The organism is Streptomyces sp. BBFR25 (assembly GCF_044590125.1).
Taxonomy (GTDB): Bacteria; Actinomycetota; Actinomycetes; order Streptomycetales; family Streptomycetaceae; genus Streptomyces; species Streptomyces canus_D.
The window spans coordinates 6,962,202-6,982,120 of record NZ_CP172447.1; the positions used below are offsets into that span (position 1 = coordinate 6,962,202).

General features: G+C 66.2%; 9 protein-coding genes and 2 pseudogenes. 5 read left to right on the forward strand and 6 right to left on the reverse strand.

Going from position 1 to position 19,919, the window contains the following annotated elements; genetic code table 11:
- Positions 1-257 precede the first annotated feature (257 nt).
- Positions 258-1,799, reverse strand: coding sequence for a DHA2 family efflux MFS transporter permease subunit (locus tag ACGH52_RS31510; protein WP_399944257.1), 1,542 nt, complete (start codon positions 1,797-1,799; stop codon positions 258-260).
- 301 nt (positions 1,800-2,100) lie between these two features.
- Here ACGH52_RS31510 and ACGH52_RS31515 point away from each other — a divergent pair, with 301 nt between their 5' ends.
- Together ACGH52_RS31515 and ACGH52_RS31520 are read left to right on the forward strand one after the other, a co-directional pair.
- Positions 2,101-2,721 (forward strand): TetR/AcrR family transcriptional regulator, encoded by a 621-nt coding sequence (locus ACGH52_RS31515; protein ID WP_076977110.1) that lies wholly within the window; start codon positions 2,101-2,103, stop codon positions 2,719-2,721.
- Positions 2,722-2,887: 166 nt separating this feature from the next.
- Positions 2,888-3,634, forward strand: coding sequence for an NADPH-dependent F420 reductase (locus ACGH52_RS31520; protein ID WP_399944260.1), 747 nt, complete (start codon positions 2,888-2,890; stop codon positions 3,632-3,634).
- 145 nt (positions 3,635-3,779) lie between these two features.
- Here ACGH52_RS31520 and ACGH52_RS31525 read toward each other — a convergent pair whose 3' ends face one another.
- From ACGH52_RS31525 to ACGH52_RS31540, 4 genes and pseudogenes are all read right to left on the reverse strand, one after another.
- Positions 3,780-4,496 carry an NADPH-dependent F420 reductase gene (locus tag ACGH52_RS31525; RefSeq protein ID WP_121704524.1) on the reverse strand — a complete coding sequence of 239 codons (717 nt, stop codon included), beginning with the start codon at positions 4,494-4,496 and terminating at the stop codon, positions 3,780-3,782.
- A 170-nt stretch (positions 4,497-4,666) separates the two neighbouring features.
- On the reverse strand, positions 4,667-4,945 hold the full coding sequence (locus ACGH52_RS31530) for a flavin reductase family protein (RefSeq protein WP_399946933.1): 279 nt from the start codon (positions 4,943-4,945) through the stop codon (positions 4,667-4,669).
- Positions 4,905-5,183: pseudogene (locus tag ACGH52_RS31535) on the reverse strand (flavin reductase family protein); the annotation flags it as partial. The gene ACGH52_RS31530 and the pseudogene ACGH52_RS31535, both read right to left, overlap by 41 nt.
- On the reverse strand, positions 5,183-6,496 hold the full coding sequence (locus ACGH52_RS31540; protein WP_399944263.1) for an NtaA/DmoA family FMN-dependent monooxygenase: 1,314 nt from the start codon (positions 6,494-6,496) through the stop codon (positions 5,183-5,185). The pseudogene ACGH52_RS31535 and the gene ACGH52_RS31540, both read right to left, overlap by 1 nt.
- A gap of 814 nt (positions 6,497-7,310) precedes the next feature.
- Here ACGH52_RS31540 and ACGH52_RS31545 point away from each other — a divergent pair.
- On the forward strand, positions 7,311-7,880 hold the full coding sequence (locus ACGH52_RS31545) for a hypothetical protein (RefSeq protein WP_399944266.1): 570 nt from the start codon (positions 7,311-7,313) through the stop codon (positions 7,878-7,880).
- 60 nt (positions 7,881-7,940) lie between these two features.
- Positions 7,941-8,039: pseudogene (locus tag ACGH52_RS31550) on the forward strand (3-oxoadipate enol-lactone hydrolase); the annotation flags it as partial.
- Positions 8,040-8,399: 360 nt separating this feature from the next.
- Here ACGH52_RS31550 and ACGH52_RS31555 read toward each other — a convergent pair.
- Entirely contained in the window at positions 8,400-12,854 is a 4,455-nt protein-coding gene (locus tag ACGH52_RS31555; protein ID WP_399944269.1) for an FG-GAP-like repeat-containing protein, read from the reverse strand.
- Between the two features lie 566 nt (positions 12,855-13,420).
- On the opposite strand from ACGH52_RS31555, the gene ACGH52_RS31560 reads away from it, so the two are divergent.
- Positions 13,421-19,885, forward strand: coding sequence for a polymorphic toxin-type HINT domain-containing protein (locus tag ACGH52_RS31560; RefSeq protein ID WP_399944272.1), 6,465 nt, complete (start codon positions 13,421-13,423; stop codon positions 19,883-19,885).
- The last annotated feature ends 34 nt before the right edge of the window (positions 19,886-19,919 follow it).

Consider the following 19,919-nt stretch of genomic DNA (forward strand, 5'->3'; position numbering starts at 1 on the left):
GGCGTGTCAGTGGCGAGGGGAGTGGTTGGTTCCACGGTCTCCTCGAGCGTGGGCGTGGAGGTGGGAGCGGCGAAGCGTGGCGTCTGGCGGTTCCGCTTGCGCCGGGCCTCGTTGCGGTCGGCCGCGGCACAAGCGGCTCCCAGGTCATCGAGGGTCGGCTCGGTGCAGTACGCGGGGTTCGTTGGCTGCCAGCGCCAGGAGCCACCCGCTTCAAGTGGCGGCTCCTCGCCGGTGTGTCGGCGTCTGCGCCGGGGTTGTCAGTCCGTGGCCGACGACACTGTCGACACTGCGGTGGCATTGACGGGGGCGTTGCTCGGTGGAGACGCCGGCGGCTGGGGGGTGGCTGCGGTTCTGCGGACCCAGAGGGTGCCGATGATCGCGAGGCAACCGATGACCGCCGCCGTCGTGAAGGCGGTTTGTGCCGCCGAGACGGACTGGGCCAGGTTCAGTGCTCCCGCGTCCTTGGCGTGAGAGCCGATGGTGTAGGCCGAGATCAGGACAGCGCCGCCTGCGCCGCCTGCCAGCTGTTGGGCGGTGTTGAACGCCGCGGTGCCGTGCGGGTAGAGCTCGGTGCGCAGGGAGGACAGTGCGGCCGTCGTCATCGGGGCCCACATGAGGGCCTGGGAGGCCGACAGGACGAGGTAGGCGGCCAGGAGCGCTGTGACTCCGGTGTTCTCGTCGGCTCGGCTCAGGAACCACAGGGAGCCTGTCCAGATGATCGATCCGGGGATGGCCAGGGGGCGCGGTCCGTAGCGGTCGTAGATGCGTCCGCCGAGGGCCGAGACGAGGGCGATCAGGGCTCCGCCGGGGACCAGGAAGAGGCCGATCTGGAGTGTCGTCAGGCCCGCGACGTTGGTGAGGACCAGCGGCAGGGCCATCGTGGTGCCGAACCCGACCAGCGCGACGACGAGCATGACCAGCAGCGGCACGGTGAACGACGGGGTGCGGAAGATCCTCATGTCGAGGAAGGCGTTGTCGCTGCGCTGCAGCACGGTCTGCCGACGGACGAAGACCGCCAGGGCGAGAAACCCGATGATGACCGGGATGTAGGGGGCTGTCGGTGCGTGGCCGGAGGCCGACTCGCCGATCGTGGACAGGCCGTAGACGAGGGCGCCGAACCCGATGGCGGACAGGACGAGGGACAGCACGTCCAGCCTGACCGGTTCCGGAGTGGTGATGTTGCGCAGCTTGGCGGCGCCCAGGGCCAGCCCGGCCAGGACGACGGGCAGGACCAGGATGAACAGCCACCGCCAGCTGAGCTGGGAGATCACCAGACCGGATACTGCCGGGCCGACCGCGGGCGCCACCGCGGTCAGACCGGTGACCAGCGCCATCGTCCGGCCTCGCCGGTGCGGGGGCACCAGGCGCATCGTCGTGGCCATCAGCAGGGGCATCAGGGCGGCAGTGCCCGCCGCCTGGATGATGCGTCCGGTGAACAGCACGCCGAACCCCGGGGCTGCGGCGGCGATGGCCGTGCCCAGGGTGAACAGGGACAGCGAGCCGAGAAAGATCGTACGGAGGGTGAACCTCCGCAGGAGGAAGCCGGTGGCCGGGATGAGGATCGCCAGGGTCAGCAGATAACCCGTCGTGAGCCACTGTCCCGTGGTGGGAGTGATGTCGAGATCGGTGATCAGGGTGGGAAGTGCGACTCCCAGCAGCATCTCGTTCAGCAGGACGGTGAACGCGGAGACCATCAAGATCCCGATGACGAGGACGTCTTGGGAGGCCAGTCTGTCGTCGTTGCGGGTCGGTGGCGGTGCGTCTGCGGCGGCCGGCGCCGGAGTCTTGTCGGGGGACATGTGATCTCTTCCGTGTTGCTGGGTGTGCGAAGGGCCGTGCGCGTTCCATGCCGTCGGTGCGCGCCGGTGGGGTCCGGCTGCACGCGCCCGGGCCGGTGGGCCTGGGCCGGGGAGCTGTCGCGTGGGGGTATGCCGCCCCGGCGGCCGTCGGCACGGCCTGTGTGCCGCGCCGGGTTGCCCTGGGATCAGCGGATGTCTGCCGAGGTCGGCGGTAGCATCGGACCCGATAAGGAGATAGTCTCCGTTTCACGGAAGACGATACGGAGACAGTCTCCGCATTGTCAACGGGAGGTGCAACGACATGGGTGAGGCAGCCACCGGCGAGCGTCGGCAGCGGACGGACAAGCAGCGCAACCGCACGCACATCCTCGAGGTCGCGGAGGAGTTCTTCGCCGAGCAGGGCATCACCGGCTCCATGGATGCCATCGCCAAGCGGGCCGGTGTCGGTCCGGGCACGCTCTACCGGCACTTCCCCAACCGGGAGGCACTGCTGGCTGCCCTGCTGCAGGCCCGCGACGAAGAACTGGAGGCCCGCCGGGACGCCATCCGGCGCGAGGTGACCGACTCCCGCGCCGCGCTCGCACAGTGGCTTCAGGCGCTGGGCGAATGGGTGACCGCCTTCGACGGCCTGCCCGAGCCCCTGCGGGCCGCACTGGCGGAAGGCACGTCCCCGCTGGCGATCACCTGTCAGGGCTTCGTCACGACCACCGAGGACTTCCTCCGCGCGGCACAGCGCGACGGCGGTGCCAAGCCCTGGGTACGGGGACGCGACCTGTTCCTCAGCACGCTGGCCACCGCCTGGGCCCGAGGTGCCGCCATGGCCGACGAATCTTCCCCCGACGCGCTCGTTTCCCTCATGCGCACCGGGTGGGAGACGCCCGCGACGGAAACAGCTCCCGGGGGCGGCGAAGACCCCGCGTAACCGCAGGCCGAAGCGTGGCGCTCTGGCGCGGGGCGCTCTCCCGAGAGCTCACCGCTGGGCGCCCCACCCCTCGGGCGCGCGGCCTGCCGGCTGGGCTGCCACTGGGGCACCGCGGACGCGGCGTCGGTGGCCTCTCGCGACCGAACTCGAGGTAAGGAGAAGCATCGTGAAGATCGGCATTCTGGGCGTAGGGCATATCGGAAAGACTTTGACCCGGCGGCTGGCCGTGGCAGGGCATCAGGTGAAGGTGGCCAACTCGCGCGGCCCGCACACGATCGAGGCTGACGTCCTCTCCACGGGCGGGCGCGCGGTGACGGCGGCGGAAGCCGTCGAGGACGTCGACGTCGTGATCCTCTCGATTCCCTTGCACCGTCTTCCGCAGGTCGCGTCACTGATCGCCGACGTGCCGGCCGACGCGGTCGTCATCGACACGTCGAACTACTACCCGGCGCGGGACAGCCGGATCGAGGCCGTCGACGCCGGTCAGGTCGAGAGCCTGTGGGTCACCGGACAGCTGGGCCGGCCGATCGCCAAGGCGTGGAACGCGATCGGTTCCCACTCGTTCGCGGCCAAGGACACGCCCGCGGGGAGCCCCGGCCGTATCGCCGTCCCCGTCGCCGCCGACCGCGATCGGGACCGTCAGGTGGCCATGGCACTGGTCGAGGACACCGGGTTCGACGCCTTCGACGCCGGGACCCTCGCGGACTCGTGGCGGCAGCAGCCGGGTGCGCCGTGCTACTGCACCGACCTCACCCGCGAGGAGATGCCGGGTGCGCTGGCGGCCGCGGAGGCCGGGCGCCTGCCCAAGCGGCGCGACCTGGCCGTCGCCGCGATCCAGGAAAGGGTCGGGGACGCCCGGACCAACCCCGACGCGGAGTACGGCGTCCGCCTGAGCCGGGCCCTGTTCATGTGAGCCCCTCCGGGGGTGCCCCGACTCGCACGTCGACCGTCGAGCAGCACGCCCTCCACTCCCAATACCTTGGCCCCGACGTCGCCGACGTCGGGGCCAAGGTCTGCGGGCAGCGCAAGGTGTTACGGCGCTGCCCGGACACACGCTGTCAGAAGGTGCGCGCGGCCACCTTCACCCGCTGGGCCGTCCGCAGCGCCTCCTGGAGCTTGCCGGCGGGCAGCGGCGCCGCAGGGGCCTGCATGATGCGCTCGGCCGGCACGTCGGGATCTGCCAGGTAGATGTGGGTGTAGGCGCCGGCCTCGGGCTCGAAGCGCCAGCTCTCGTCCAGGGTGCCGGCGTCCACCGTGTCGAAGCCGAGCCGACCGATCAGCTCGGCCGCCAGGACCTTCGCGTCGGGGTCGTTGCCGGCGATGGGCAGGGCGCTACGGTCCGGAGCCCCGGCGGGCCGGGCCAGCTGGGGGATGTGGTGGGCCAGGATGTTGTTGAACGCCTTGACCAGCAGCGCGCCGGGCAGGAGCTGCTGCTCCAGCTCGGCCGTGGTCACTTCCTCGGAGTCGAGTTCGGCGATCCGGCCGTCGCGGTGCGGATAGTAGTTGCCGGTGTCCAGCACGGTCCTGCCCGTCAGGAGGCCGGCGGGCAGGTCGTGGTACGCGGTCAGGGGAATGCTGAGTACGGTCGCCTCTCCGGCGCGGGCGGCCTCTTCGAGGGTGCCGGCCGTGGCGCGCGGCCCCAGTTCCCCGACGAGATCTGTCAGGCTTTCGGGGCCGCGTGAGTTGGCGATCACCACTTCGATGTCCGCGGCCACCGCCAGTCGTGCGATCGCGGCCCCGATGTTGCCGCTTCCGATGATTCCCAGGGTCGGCATCGTTGCTCCTTGCTTCGTTGGTGTGCCCGGTACCGAGCGGTCCGGTCAGGTTCTCGGTGATGATCGTCCGCGGCGCCGTGTGCTGGACGCAGCAGGGCACGCAGCGCCGCCCCATGCCCAGGGCCCGTGATCGGCCCTGGATCCCATGCCTTCCTCGTCGTGCCGCACGGTCACTGGGTCAGTGGTGTATGAGTGCCGAAAGAGCGCCGGTGATACGTGAGCGGTCTCAGGGAACCCTGACCCGGCTCCGCGGCCGTTACGTGAGCGAGCAGGACGGTGTGGTCGCCGGCGTCGACGCAGTCGTCCACCTCGGCGACGATCCACGCCGCGGCATCGGGCAGCCGGGGCAGCCCCCCCCCCACTCGGCGACCAGTCGATTCCGTCGAACTTGTCGGGTCCGGAGCGGGCGAAGACGGAGGCCAGATCGGCCTGGTGCGCACCGAGGACATTGACGCCGAAGCGGCCGCTGCGGCGGACGATCGCCAGCAGACGCGAGCGTTCGTCCAGCGACACCAGCACCATGGGCGGCGTCAGGGACAGGGACGCGAAGGCGCTGACCGTGGTGCCGTGCGGGCGGCCGCCGTCCAGGGCGGTGACCACGGCGACCGGAGACGCCACGGCGGCCATGACGTCCCGGAACGCCTGCTGCGCCGTGGCGCCGGATCGCAGAGACGCGCTGGTGGACATCACCGGGCCGCCGTTTCCGAGACGCGCGTGTCGAGACCGTACTGCTCGCGGGCGTGGAGGTGGTCGCGCAGGGTGGGGCCTTCGTAGTCGAGGTGGAACAGGCCGCGTTCCTGCAGGAGGGGGACGACCCGGTCCACGAAGGCGTCGACGCCGTCGTGGTAGCCGTCGATGGCCAGGGAGAAGCCGTCGCAGGCATCGGCCTCGAACCACTGCTGCATGTGGTCGGCCACGTCCTCGGCGGTGCCGGCCACGACCGGGTGGTAGTCGATGACGCCGTGGGCGAGCACGTCACGCAGCGTCCAACCCTCCCGTGCCACCTGAAGGGCGCGGGCGGAGCGCGGGTCGTGCGGACTGGGTACGGCGTCGGCCAGCTGATCCCTGGTCAGCGGCTCGTCGATCTGCCCGTGGTCGAGCGGCAGGCCGATCATGGCGCCGAGGTAGCGGACGCGTTGGCGCAGGTCCACGGATTCGTCCAGGAACCGCCGCCGGTCGAGGGCGGCCCGGCGGGAGGCAGCGATGGCCGGCATGAAGCCGGCGAACATCTTCACCTCGTCCGGGTCGCGTCCGGCGCGCTCGGCGGCATCGCGCAGTGCCTGGCGCTGGGCCCGGCCGTCCTCGATGGTGTAGGGGTTGGCGTAGACGCCGTCGGCGTAGCGGCCGGCCAGCTCCACGCCGTAACTACCGCCGCCCGCCTGGAAGATGACCGGCTGGCCCTGCTCGGAGGGCGGGATGGGCAGCGGACCGCGAGAGGCGACGTGGCGGCCTTGGAGGCCGACCGGCTGGATCTTGTCCATGTCGGCGAACCGCTTGCCGTCCACGTCCAGGACCCAGGCGTCCTTCTCCCAGCTGCCCCACAGCGCCTGCACGATCTGCACGACCTCGTGGGCCCGCTCGTACTTCTCCGCGCGCGGCGGGACAGCGCGGCCGAAGTTCGCCGCGGCGGCGGGGTCGGATGTGGTGACCGCGTTCCAGCCGGCCCGGCCGTGGCTGATCACGTCCAGCGCCTTGAACTGGCGGGCGAGGTTGTAGGGCTCGTTGAAGGTGGTGGAGGCGGTGGAGACCAGCCCGATCCGCTCCGTCTCCCGCGCGATGGATGTCATGACCAGCAACGGATCGATCGCGAAGTGCGGGACCTGTTGTTCGAGGTCCACATCCAGAACCGGAGTGTCCGCGAAGAACAGCAGCTGAATCTTGCCTCGCTCGGCTGCCTGCGCGTACCGCACGAACTGGTCCATGTCCGTATAGCTGCGCAGGTTCGCCCCAGGAAGACGCCACGCCCCGGGTTCGGCTCCGTAGCCGCTGGTGAACTGCATGCACAGGAGCATCTGACGGCTTGACACGACTGGCCCTCCAGATGAGACATAAAACGGAGAGCATCTCCGATTAGGCCCCCGACGATACGGAGACTTCCTCCGTATTGTCAAAGTGGTCAGGCCGGGCAAAGAAGGGAGCAGCCGAGATGCAGGAGTCCTGGGTGCACAGGCCAACGAGGTCCCTCTGAGCCCGAGTGGCGAGGGTGGCGGACAGTCGTGTCCCTGGACTCGATCGCCGACGCCTGCGTGTCAGCCGGAGGGCCGCGGCGTGCGGTGCCGGAAGGGGGGCCGCCGAAAGTGTCCTGGTAGGTGGCAGCGGAGAACGTCTGGGACCCCGGCTGGGTGAGACCCGCCAACAGGTCATAACCTTCATCGTTCGCGTGGCCATCGTGCCGGCGATACTGGTCCTGCTCGGCGGCCGGGTCGGCTCGCAACCCACAGCGGTCGCCCCAGGAGGGGCAGGGTGGTCCACGTCAGGTGTGCCGCTCCCGTCAACATGCGGGAAGGGGTCGGCCAGAGGTGAGGGAGCGCTCGTCAACCCCGGATGCCGACGCTGTCGGCTCGCCGCCGGCGGGGGAGCCGCGCTCCGAAGAGGAGCGCGGTCCGGACAGGTTTGGCTTCGATGCGAGGCTCCTGGCCCTCTCCATGCGCGGCAAGGACAAGATCGCCCTGGACGGCCGAGTGCGGAGCTCCGGGGAGCAGTGGGCGGACCATCGCAGTCCTACCAGTGGGGCTGGCACGCGCACGGACTCTTGCGGGACTGCGGAGGCCGGTCCCGGCCGACGGTGAGCGGAACATAGACCATGATCGCCGGTTGGCCAAACCGGCGATCACGGCAACCCTCGGAGTGGTTCGTCAAGCCCTGGCGACTTCTCTGTTCCAGAGAAGCTCCGACACTGAAGGGAAGCGGGCAGTTCTCTCCTGTCCGATCAAGAAGCTCGTCCCTGATGCCAAGGGGAAGGTTCGGTACCGTTTTGTGGTCGACGCAGGCCCTGATCCGGTCACCGGGAAGCGAAAGCAGGTGCCGCGTACCTTCGGCACGCTGAGGGAGGCGAAGGCGGAGTACGCGAGCATCGTGCATCGTCGCTACGAGGCAGAGCGGGCACCGCTCAGTCAGGTCACGGTGGACGAGTGGCTCGATCAGTGGCTGGCCATGAAGGCAGAAGACCTGGAAGAGAGCACTGCCTACAGCTACACGATGACATTGGCCCGGGTCCGCGGAAGGCTCGGGCACATATGGCTCAAGGATCTCACCGAGGATCACGTCGAGGAGTGGATGCGATGGGCGCTTAAGGAGGGGCGCGTACGGAGAGGGAAGACGGGCACCGGCCTGGGGGTGACCTCGGTCGAGATGTCCCGCCCGCGAGGTCTTCAACCCGGTTAGACCCGTGTCCCGCACCCCCGCGTTAGAGGGGCGTCCGTGAGACATGAGAGGGTCGGAGCCGTGAGTGAGACACCGCCGAACACCCTGCAATACCGCTTTGACGGGCCAGAAGAGGCCCCGGTCCTGATCCTCGGTCCCTCACTGGGTACCACATGGCACAGGTTGTAGAGACCGTCCGAGGGCGTCTGCGTCGGTCCAGTAAGGATCGAATTCGCAGGTCAGGTCCTTCCGGTACCGGAGCGTCCGGCCAGTTGGTGACAGAGATGTGATAGCAAGCGCTACGCCGAAGCCCCGTCGGAACCATTCCGGCGGGCTTCCCATGTAGTGGTTTTCGACGGGTTTGCCGTCGGGCATCGGGATCGAGGTGTGCACTACTTCCCTCGCTCTCGAGCATCGGAAGCGAGGGAAGTGGAGCACAGTGGGCTCCTGTCAATCCGTGGCAGTTGTTCGCTCCAGTCGGCGACCCTGCTTCGCTTCAGCGAATTTGGCGAGTTCGTCGGCCAGGGGCGATCGTGCTGCTCAGGCGGGGGTGTACCTCTCGATCATGTGCATGCGGGTGAACGTCCAGGTGTCGGCTGGCGCTTCCCAGCTGTGGAGTGAGCCGTTGAGGGTGCCGTCGGCCTTTGCTGTCCAGGTGATGGTTTTGACGCGTCCGTCGGAGTAGCCGTAGACCGTGGCGAGATCATCGCGTCCGTCGCCGTTGTAGTCTCCGGTGACGAGTTGCATGCGGGAGCGTTCGTAGGAGCCGGCCGTGATGTTGAGAATCTCCTGGCGGTTGCCGAATTTCCCGTCTGCTCCGCTGGGGTTGAAGCTGATGACTGCGTCGTGTCCGTCGCCGTAGTCGTACCAGCTGGCGATGTCGTCTCGGCCGTCGCCGTTGAAGTCGCCGGAGTAGATGCTGGCGTTGGAGAAGGTCCAGCCGGTCGATTCCCAGCCGTGGATGGGTTCGTTGAAGCCGCCGGTGGGCTTGGTGGGGAAGGTGATGAGTTTGACGTGTCCGTCGGCGTATCCGTAGAGGGCACCGAGGTCGTCGCGTCCGTCGCCGTTGTAGTCGCCGGTGGCGAACTTCATGCGCTCTGCGGTCCATCCTTCTGCGCGGTAGACCGAGCTGAAGGGGGTGTTGAAGCCGCCCTTGGTGTTGGCTGTGAAGGTGTAGAGCTTGTCGCTGCCGTCACCGTAGGCGTACCAGGCGGCGATGTCGTCTCGGCCGTCGCCGTTGAAGTCGCCAGCTTGCGCGTAGATGTGGTCGAAGTTCCAGTTTCCGGGTTTCGTGCTCCAGGAGGCGAAGGGAGAAGAGAAGCTGCCATCTCCCTTGCCGAGCCAGGTACGCAGGGCTACTTGGCCGGTGTCGTAACCGTAGAAGGCCGCCACGTCGCCGATGCCGTCGCCGTTGAAGTCGCCGGTGACGCGCTTCATGTGATCCGCCCAGTAGTTGCCGGCGGCCGTGTCCCAGGCGTGAATGGGGTTGTTGAAGGTGCCGTCGGACAGGGCGGGAAAGACGTGCAGTTCGTCGTGTCCGTCGCTGTAGTCGTACCAGTCGGCCATGTCACTGCGGCCGTCGTTGTTGTAGTCGTGTCTGATGACGGAGCCGGTTGCCCACAGGGACTGGCCCTTGGCGTTGTACAGCACCAGGTTGCCTCGGTCCTGCAGGATGGCGTAGCCGTTGTCGGTGAGGCCCGGTGTCACGGTTCCTGGGCCGTCTTCGGCCTTCTGGACCATGTTGGTGCTCCAGAGCTTGGCGCCGGTGGAGCTGATGACGGTCAGGTTTCCGTCGGTCTGCATCTGGGCCTTCGCACCGATGTTGCCGTCGGTGCCGGCCTCCCAGACGACCTTTCCGGCCCGAGAGGTGATGACGAGGTTGCCATCGTCCTGCATGGTGAGCTTCATCGAGCGTGAGCTGTAGGACTGGCCGGCTCCGAGGGAGGTACCAGCGGGTATACGTGTCCCGCCGGTGATGCCTTCGATGAGGTACGGCGGGCCGAGAGTGACGCCATCTGTGCCTGGTGCCTTCCCGGGCCATCCGTGCATGGTGTTGTCGCTCTTACGGGTCCACAGGTCGGCGTAGCCGTCATTGTCGATGTCACCGACGGAGCCGACTGTGGGGTAGACCGAGGACTTGAAGCCGGTTCCGACTTTCACGCGCGTGTTCGCGGTGCCCCAGGTGGTCGGGTCGAGGTAGCCGTCTGGTCCCTTGGCGCCATAGGTGCGGTAGAGGTCGCCGGTGCTGTTGTGCCGCAGCCACAGGTCGGGAGTGCTGTCGTTGTTGAGGTCGCCGGGGGCAACCACGGTGAACTGGTCCCAGTCACCGTTTCCGACAAGCACGGGCTGGCGGCTGCTGTCGAGCATCGCGGTGCGGCGGTTGCCGTAGTAGGCCCACAGCTGCTTCCCCTGTTTGACCAGGAGGTCGGGCTGATCATCCCCGTTCAGGTCACCGGCGGAGATGACCTGTTCGGCGTTGTGCCAGTGGTCGTCGCCGTTCCAGTCGTCGCCGTAGTCGCAGCCGAGGTCGGGGTTCTTGACCGGGCATTCGACGCTCAACTCGGTCGGGTCGTCGTCGATGACGCCTGTTCCGTTGTTCGCGTAGGTTCTGAGCCTGCTGCGCTCTTCGTTGCTGTCGTATTCGAGGGCGACGAGGTCGTTGTATCCGTCCTGGCCCCAGTCACCGCGGGAGCCGACGACGGCGTCGGCGAAGGAGTGGTCGCCGCCGTTGGTGGCGGTGGCGAACTCTCTGGCGCCCTGGCCTGCGTAGGTCATGAGGGTGCCGTTGGAGTCGGTGCTCCAGATGTCGAGGTTGGTGTCGCCGTTCAGGTCGCCGGGGATGTCGCGATCCTTGGAGCGGGCGGCGTAATAGAGGTAGGTGGCGGTGTCGGACCGGTTACCGGCCTTGTCCATGCTGTAGGCGTAGATGAAGTGCGGACCGTAGCTGGGCGGGTTGACGGTGGCTGGTACACCGGGCTTGGCGTCGCGGACTGTGGGGTCGTGGTCGGTCCACCAGACGTAGTGGGCAACATCCGTGACGCCGTTGGCGGAGAAGGTGAATGTGCCACTGCTGCGTGCCTGGCCGGTCTGTTCAGGCCATCCGTTGTCACCTGGCGGGAACTGCTCGTTCTGCGAGGTGATGATGGGTGGCTTGGAGGGGCGGGTGCGGTCCACGGTGAACTTGCACGTCTTCGACCAGCTGGATGTTGCGCCGTCCTTGTCCTTGGCGGACACCCGCCAGGTGTAGCTGCCGGTGGGCAGGTCCGCGTCTGGTACTGACAGGGTGGCGACCTTGCCATTGGAGGCTGGGATGGTCTTGTCCACCACGGGGGTGCTGCTGCCGGACTTGGTCACCTGGAAGCGGGAGGTCAGATTGCCGGCGTCTTTGTCCTTGACCGTCGCATAGAGGCTGATCTTGCTGTTCCCGATCAGGCCGCCACTGCTGCATGACGTGTTCGGATTGGTGCCCAGCTTCTCGGGAGCCTTAGGCGGGAAGTTGTAGACGGTCTCGAGCGTGGCGGTCTTCGCGTCGAACTTCTTCCAGCCGTAGGTGTCCGTCTCGTCCCCGGCGTACAGCCCGAACGTGATGCTGGCCCACCCATTGGACGCGGCCTCGGTGACCTTGGAGGTTGCGTTGAACTCCAGGTTGCCGGCTCCGCAGCCCTCGATCTCCGGGCTCCACCCTTTGGAGTCATTGACGGTGTCCAGACGGGTGTACTTCGCGGGTTGCCGGTTCCACGTGGTCTTCTTGGAGATCGATCCCACGTGCCAGAGCTGGACGGGGCGGTCCTGGCATGACCAGGACCATGTGTTGCGGACGCGGAAGGTGGAGGACTTGACCTTGGCGCCCTTGAGGTCGCCGACGTCCATTTGGAAGAACGACCTGGACACACGGTTGGATCCGCCTGTCTGGGCCTCGTAGCCGACCCGGACGACGTCCTTGGTGTTCCAGAATGAGGTGTTGGGATACGCCTTGTAGACCCGCGTCCAGTTCTGCCGCTCACCCCAGGACCAGGAAGGGTCGATGTACACCGGGTACTGCGTGTCCGTTCCGGTCAGCAGTTCCTGGTCCGGTGTGATGTTGAGGGTGTCGCCGTCGACCGTGGTGGCCATCTGCGCATCCTGCGCGCCGGGCGGCGGCACGAACTGGTCCGCGGGCGCCTCCCCCTCGGCCGCGGACATGGCCGCCGTCTTGAGTGTGTCATCTGCCGAGGTGATGGTCGTCGAGTCCCACATCAATGGCGACGGACTCGTGAAGACGGTCTGTCCTGCCGGGTTCGTCGCCGTGACACTGCCCGTCTCGGAGTCTGTCGATACCGTCACGCCCACGGTGTCCAGCTCGTAGGTGAGGGTCTTGAGATCCGGGTTGCGCGCTGCCTCGGGTGTCTTGACGACCAGCAGCTGCGAGAAGCCCTCCACCTCGGCCTTGAGCTGCAGATCGACACCTGGCAAGACCTCGCTGTACGTGGCCACGTTCGCCGCCAGCGTCGGCTTGGGCAACGGCTTCGGCCACGTCAGCGACAGCGTCCGACCGTCCTTGACACCCGTCAGTAGCGCGCCGGACCCGCCGCCGGAGAAGGACACAGCGACAGTTGACGCGTTCGGTGCCACCCTGCCGTCACCGGTGAACGCGAGCGTCGGGTCGGTCGGAACCCAGGCGCCGTCCCGCAGCATCCGTACCGGCGTGCCGTGCCGCTTCACCGACCATGTGCCGTCGGGCAGGGCCCAGGTGTCCGAGGACTCGGTCCGCGCCGAGAGCAGCTCGTAGGGCTGCCCCGTGGCAACGGCCTGCTCGAGCGCGTAGTCCTCCTCGCTCTTCGACCCGTCCGCCACCGGATCCGAGGCGGTTCCAGCAGTGGCAGTCGGCGAAGACGGGACCGCGGAGGCCGAGGGGACGTTCAGTGCCATTGGAACGGCGACGGCCGTCGCCAGAGAAATGGCCAGAAACCGTCTACGCCAAGAACCGTGCGCATGTCTATCACGTGGCGAAATCACCACACCACCCTTTCAAACGTGAAGAACGTGGCCGCGACTCTATATCTGGATGCTGCCTGTCCGCTCGCCCAGATGGCGCGGCAGATGGTGATTCGAGGGTCGGATGAAGCCCCGTGTGGCGGGGCATAGTGGGCAAATTGACGGGCTGACAGGGTGGAGTCATGGCTAGTTGTCCTTATTTCGGTGTCGATTCTGAATTGGCCTCTCTGTATATGTAATTTCCGATAGGTGTAGTCAACATTCAAGAAGGGTCTGGTGGAGGAAGTGGATCTCCTGTTAATGTCTGGCGGAATTTTGGTGAGGGTGAGGGGTGGGGCGTGAGCCGTTCCGGCATGCGTGGGTTTGTGATGATTCTGGCTGCAGCCGTGATCACTGGAGTGCTGCCGCCAGCTGCCGTAGTAGCAGCCGAGGCGAAACCCGGGGTCGATCTACCCAGGCTGAGACAGCCACCGGCAGTCCCAGTCGAATCTGTCGTCATCGGCGGTAGGAAGCGCCCGGACGCGGCCAAGCAACACGCCTGGAAGCCGGCCACGGTTTCCTGGCCGGCTGCAGGTTCAGCCGATGTCATGCCACGCGAGGACACAGTCCGACGCGCGGGCAAGCTGCCGGTGTCCATCGGCGAAGCACCTGGTACCACTCGTACCCATAGCGAGCTGCCCGCCAAGGTACGGGTGTCAGTCGCCGATCGGGACAAGACACGAGAGGCAGGCGTCGACGGCGTGCTGCTGTCCGCCAGACGCATCGACACCAGCACCAAGCAGGGATCGGCGACTGTGAAGGTGGACTACTCCTCCTTCCGCGGCGCCTACGGCGGCGACTGGGCCGCACGCCTGCGGTTGGTCAGACTACCGTCGTGCGCCTTGACCACGCCTCACGTCTCCAAGTGCCGCACTCAGACGGAGCTGCCGACCACCAACGACACCACGGCAGGCGCGCTGACCGCCCCCGTCACTTTCAAGGCAGCTGACAGCCGGACGGCGGAACCGACGGTACTTGCTGCCACGGCAGAGGCCGCCGGGCCTACGGGGAACTACAAGGCGACGTCGCTGACGCCTTCGGGCTCCTGGTCGGCAGGGGGTGCGACGGGCTCGTTCAACTGGGCGTATCCGATCACCGTTCCCTCGGTTCCGGGCGGCATGCAGCCCACCATCAGCCTCGGTTACAGCTCGCAGTCCGTGGACGGGAAGACGGCAGCGTCCAACAACCAGCCGTCCTGGCTGGGCGACGGCTGGGCCTGGGAGCCGGGCTACATCGAGCGTCGCTACAAGCCTTGCAACGACGACAAGAAGGACGCCACCAACACGACCAGGGTCGGTGACCTGTGCTGGTACAACGACAACGCGACCCTCTCCTTGGGCGGCAAGACCACCGAGCTCGTCTACGAGCAAGGCAAGGGCTGGCATCCGGAGTCTGATGCCGGCGAGAAGGTGGAGAAGCTCACGGGAGCTGCCAACGACGACAAGGGCACGGCGGGCAAGGACGGCGCCGGTGAGCACTGGCGCATTACCACCACTGACGGAACCCAGTACTACTTCGGCCTCAACCACCTGCCGGGCTGGAGCGACCACGGCGACGATACGGACGATCCGAAGACTAAGGACGACCCGGAGACCAATTCAGCCCTGACGGTGCCAGTCTTCGGCAATCACGAGGGCGAGCCCTGCTACAAGGCAGCCTTCGCCGACGCGTGGTGCCAGCAGGCATGGCGCTGGCAGCTCGACTACGTCGTCGACGTCCGCGGCAACGCGATGGCCTATTACTGGAAGCAGGAGGCCAACAACTACGGCCGCAACGTCTCCGAGACCACCGGCAAGGCCACCGTCACCCCCTACGACCGCTCCGCCTACCTCGACCACATCGACTACGGCCTGCGCGACGACGCCGTCTTCTCCGGCAAGGCCATGGGACAAGTCCACTTCGGGGTGGACGAACGATGCCTGTCAGCGTGCACGACATTCAACGAGACCAACGCCACGAACTGGCCAGACGTCCCCTTCGACCTGTACTGCAAACCGGACGCGACTGAGTGCAAGGACCAGTACTCACCCAGCTTCTGGTCACGCAAGCGCCTGAAGACGATCACCACCAAGGTCCTCACCGGCGGCGCCTACAAGGAGGTCGACTCCTGGGCGCTTGAGCAGGGCTTCCCCGCATCCGGCGACGGCGTCTCCACTCCCATGTGGCTGGAGTCCATCACCCGCACGGGCAAGGCAGGCAGCGCAGTCAGCCTGCCACCGGTCACCTTCGCCGGCGAACAGAAGGCCAACCGCGTCGACAAGCTCGGTGACGGCCTGGCCCCCTTCGTCCGTCTCCGTCTGTACCAGATCACCACCGAGGCGGGCGGCACCGTCGCGGTCAACTACTCCGAACCAGACTGCACCGTCACCACCCTGCCGGCCACGGACGACAGCAACTCCACACGCTGCTACCACGTCAAGTGGGCCTTCGAAGGCGACGACGCCAAGGACGACTGGTTCAACTCGTACGTCGCCACCCAGATCATCGAAGGCGACAACCTCGCCTCCACGCCGGACAAAGTGACCTCCTACTCCTACCTGGGAGGCGCCGCCTGGACCAAGAGCACCGACGAGCTCACCAAGGCAGAAGACCGCACCTACTCCGTCCCCCGCGGATACGGCAGGGTACAGGTCCGCACCGGAGCGGGGTACGACGCCAAGACGCTGTCCGAGACGCGCTATTTCCGCGGCGTCGATGGCCAGGACGTCAAGGACTCAGCCGGTACCGCCGTCACCGACCGCACACAGTTCGCCGGCATGATCCGGGAGCAAGCCACCTACAACGGCGACGACACCACCAAACTGGTTTCCGCCACCTCGTACATCCCATGGCGCTCCGAACCGGCGGCCACCCGCACCCGGACGGGCCTTCCCGCTCTCGAGTCCCGCAAGACGGGCACCCAAAAGGTCACGAGCAGAACCTCCGTCTCCACAGGCACACGCGTCACCGAGAAGACCACCGAGTTCGACCAGTACGGCATGGTCAAGTCCGTCTCGGAAACCGGAGACGCCGCCAAGGGCGGCGACGAACGGTGCACCCTCACCACCTACGCCCGCAACACGGGCAAGCACCTCCTGACCATGGTGGCCCGAACGGAAACCCTGGCCAAGGAGTGCACCAGCACCACCATCACGCGCCCCGACGACGTCATCGACGACACCCGCGCCTTCTACGACAACGGTGCCCTCGGCGCTGCACCGACCAAGGGCCTGGTCACCAAGACCGACCGCATCAATGGCAAGGGGGACGGTTACGACACCGTTTCCTCGGTGCCCAGCACCTGCGGGACGGCCAAGGACCAACTCTGTTACGACGTCTACGGACGGGCCACCGCCGCTGGGGATGCCTACGGCGAGGTGACTACCAGCGCTTACACGCCGACCACCGGTGAAGTGCCCACCCAGTCGCTCGTGACGAACCCGCTCGGACACACGACCACCACAAGCCTCGAGCCCCTCCGTGGTCAGCCCACGCAGGTGAAGGACGCCAACAGCAAGGTCACGACCACCGCATACGACGGACTCGGCCGGGTCCGCAAGGTATGGCTGCCCACCCGTTCAGCGGAAACCTACCCGGACTCTCCGAACTACGACTTCACCTATCAGGTCCGCGCCGACGGCCCGACGGTCACCACCACCAGGACCCTCACCTTCGACTCACAGTACGAGACCACATATGCCTTTGCCGACGGGCTCCTGCGCGACATACAGACGCAAGCGACGTCACCCGACCGCTCTGGCCGCCTGGTCTCGGAAACCTTCTACGACACCCGTGGCCTCGCCTGGCGCTCTTCCGGCACCTACTACACCGAGGGTGCGGCAGAACCGATCCTGGTGACGGGGCAGGAGCTGAAGTATCCCGCCTCGACCGATGTCCAGTACGACGGCGCTGGCCGGATCACCACGGTGATCTCACGTAAGTTCGGTGACGAAACGAAGCGAACCGTCACCACCTACACAGGCGACACCACCACCGTCGTCCCGCCCAAGGGCGGGACCGCCACCACCACGGTCGTGGACGCCCTGGGCCGCACCACAGAGCTCAAGGAGTACACCAACGCCGAGCGCACCGCGTCCCAGTCGACCAAGTACACCTACGACCACCGCGGACTGCTGAAGCAGGTCACCGATCCATCCGGGGCCGCGTGGACGTACGGCTACGACGTACGCGGCCGTCAGACCACCAGCAACGACCCCGACAAGGGTGCAGCGGTCACCACCTACGACCAGGGCGACCGAGTCACTGACACCAAGGACGCCCGCCAGATCACGCTGCACACCGACTACGACGTCCTCGGCCGCAGGACCGCCCTGAAGAAGGGCACCACCACGCTCGCCACGTGGACCTACGACACCCCCGCCAAGGGACAGCTGTCCAAGGCAACCCGCTACATCGACGGAGAGGCATACGAGTCCTCCATCACCTCGTACAACAGCCTCTACCAGCCGGTCATCACCCAGGTCACAATCCCGGCCAGCGAGGGCAGCCTGGCAGGCACCTACAAGTGGACCACCTCCTACAACCTCAACACCGGCCAGGTGATGTGGACGAAGCAGCCCGCCATGGGCGGCCTGCCAAGCGAAACCGTCAGTAACACCTACACCGCCACCTCGGGGCTGCTCAAAACCGTCGGAGTGCCCGACGCCCAACTCGTCTCGGCCAACACCTACGACCACTACGGACGCAACACCCGGCAGGAGTACGGCGAATTCGCTCAGCACCTGTGGGTCACCAGTGAATACGACGAGCACACCGGCGACCTGACACGCGCCTACACCGACCGAGAAGTCGCACCCCAGCGTGTCGAAGACACCAAGTACAGCTACGACCCCGCCGGCAACGTCACCTCCATCGCCGCCGCTTACGGCCAGGACACCAACCGCACCACCGACACGCAGTGCCTTACTCTCGACGCTCTTACCCGCGTCACCGAAGCCTGGACGAACACCGGCGCACAATGCGCCACCGACCCGTCCAACACGGTCGTCGGTGGGCAGGACGCCTACTGGACCAGCTACACCTACGACGCCGTCGGCAACCGGAAAACCGAAACCCAGCACAAGACCACATCCGGTCCGACTGCCGATACCGTGCGCACCTACGCTGCCCCCACGGTCGGCAAGCACAACCTGCCCAAGGTGACCCAGACAGGCACCAATGCACACGAAGAGACCTTCTCCTACGACGAGGCAGGCAACACCAAAACCCGGAAGGTCGGCACGGCCGCGCCCCAGTCCCTGCAATGGGACGACGAAGGCCACCTCAAGTCCGTCACCCAGGACACCGACGTCAGCCAGTACCTCTACGACCCTGACGGCCAGCGCATCATCCGCCGCGACACGACAGGCACCACCCTGTACCTGCCCGGCGGCAACGAACTCCACCTCAACAAAACCGGAAACGTCACCGGAACCCGCTACTACACGGCAGAAGACAAAACCATCGCCGTACGCACCAACGGCAAACTGACCTTCCTCGTCAACGACCACCACGGCACCAACACCACCCAGATCACCGCCGACGCCGCACAAATAGTCACCCGACGCAAAACCACCCTCTTCGGTGCACCCCGGACCCCGGAAAACCGTCCATGGGTCGGCGACAAGGGATTCGTCGGAGGAACACAGGACACCGACACCGGGCTCACACACCTCGGCGCCAGAGAATACGACCCGGCAATCGGACGCTTCATCAGTGTCGATCCGGTGATGAACCTCACCAGCTCTCAGCAGCTGAACGGCTACACCTACGCCAACAACAACCCCGCCACGTCGAGCGACCCCGACGGCCTCTGCCCGAAGGACGTGTGCGGCGGGTTCGGACAGAACCCCCTGGACAAGGATCCGGATGCCTTCCACGGCGACCCGGCAGACTCCGACAAGGAGACCGCCGGCCGAGGCGGCGAGAGCGGCACAACCGAGAACAGGAACGGTGCTCCCAGCGTGACGGACCTGGGTGACGGCCAGGCACCTCCGCCGCCCATGGAGCTGGTGAAAAAGTACTGGGGCAAGTACCCGAGTCTTCAATTCGTTCAGAACAAGATCGGCCAGTGGGGCAATATCCTCGGGTACAACCTGAGCTTCGAACTGCACCTCAGGGAACGCTGTACCTTCAGCATGAACGATCTGTGCGCGCAGATCGGGAAATATTACGGTACCTGGAAGCATGTCAAAAACATCGACACGCTCGATACTTGCCCGATCTGCGGAAACATCGGGTTCGACATACTCCTGGCCGCCCGCGTGGGTAAGTGGAAGGGTGTCAAATACGACTGCACCCGTTGTTTCCTAGCGGGAACAGACGTACTGATGGCAGACGGGCGCACTAAAGACATCGAAGATGTGAAAGTCGGCGACAAGGTGCAAGCCGCCGACCCGCTGACGGGAGAATCAGGACCTCGCCGCGTCACACAACTCATCGTCACCGAGAACGATAAGAAATTCAACGAGCTCTCTATAGCCACAGAGAATGGCATAGAAAAACTCACCGCCACACACGAACATCCCTTCTGGTCCCCATCCAAGAAGGACTGGGTAGAAGCACGCGACCTCAGAAAGGGCATGACGCTCCTCACCGACGACGGTGAAACGGTGATCGTCACTGCCAACCGTCCGTTCTCCAAGCGGGCGAAAACCTACAACTTCACAGTCGACGACCTGCACACGTACTATGTGCTGGCCGGTGAGACCCCGGTACTCGTTCATAACAGCAGCTGCAATCTCAACGCGCTCACACGTGCGCAAGGCGACGACATTGCCAAGTACTTGGGATACACCAAGACCAAGCAGGTGTCCGCAGGTAAGACCGCGATCTGGGAGAACAAGAAGGCGGGGGGCGGTCAGCCTCGGTACATCACCTTCGACCGAACCGGCCACAATAAGGATGCCGTGTTCAAGGGGGCGAATTTTCGGAATCCCTTCCAGTCGACTAAGGACTCGGCTCGAGATGGAACCTACGGACTGGACATCGGGCCTAAAGGAGAGCTGCGAGGGCTGACATGGCTGGCGAAATGAGCAAGGAATTGATCATTAGCCCTCGCAGTGAGCG

What these genes read in the sequence shown, in the direction of transcription:
- ACGH52_RS31510 (WP_399944257.1), bottom strand. Translation starts at nt 1,799, where the DNA reads ATGTCCCCCGACAAGACTCCGGCGCCGGCCGCCGCAGACGCACCGCCA.
- ACGH52_RS31515 (WP_076977110.1), top strand. Translation starts at nt 2,101, where the DNA reads ATGGGTGAGGCAGCCACCGGCGAGCGTCGGCAGCGGACGGACAAGCAG.
- ACGH52_RS31525 (WP_121704524.1), bottom strand. Translation starts at nt 4,496, where the DNA reads ATGCCGACCCTGGGAATCATCGGAAGCGGCAACATCGGGGCCGCGATC.
- ACGH52_RS31530 (WP_399946933.1), bottom strand. Translation starts at nt 4,945, where the DNA reads ATGTCCTCGGTGCGCACCAGGCCGATCTGGCCTCCGTCTTCGCCCGCT.
- ACGH52_RS31540 (WP_399944263.1), bottom strand. Translation starts at nt 6,496, where the DNA reads ATGCAGTTCACCAGCGGCTACGGAGCCGAACCCGGGGCGTGGCGTCTT.
- ACGH52_RS31560 (WP_399944272.1), top strand. Translation starts at nt 13,421, where the DNA reads ATGCCACGCGAGGACACAGTCCGACGCGCGGGCAAGCTGCCGGTGTCC.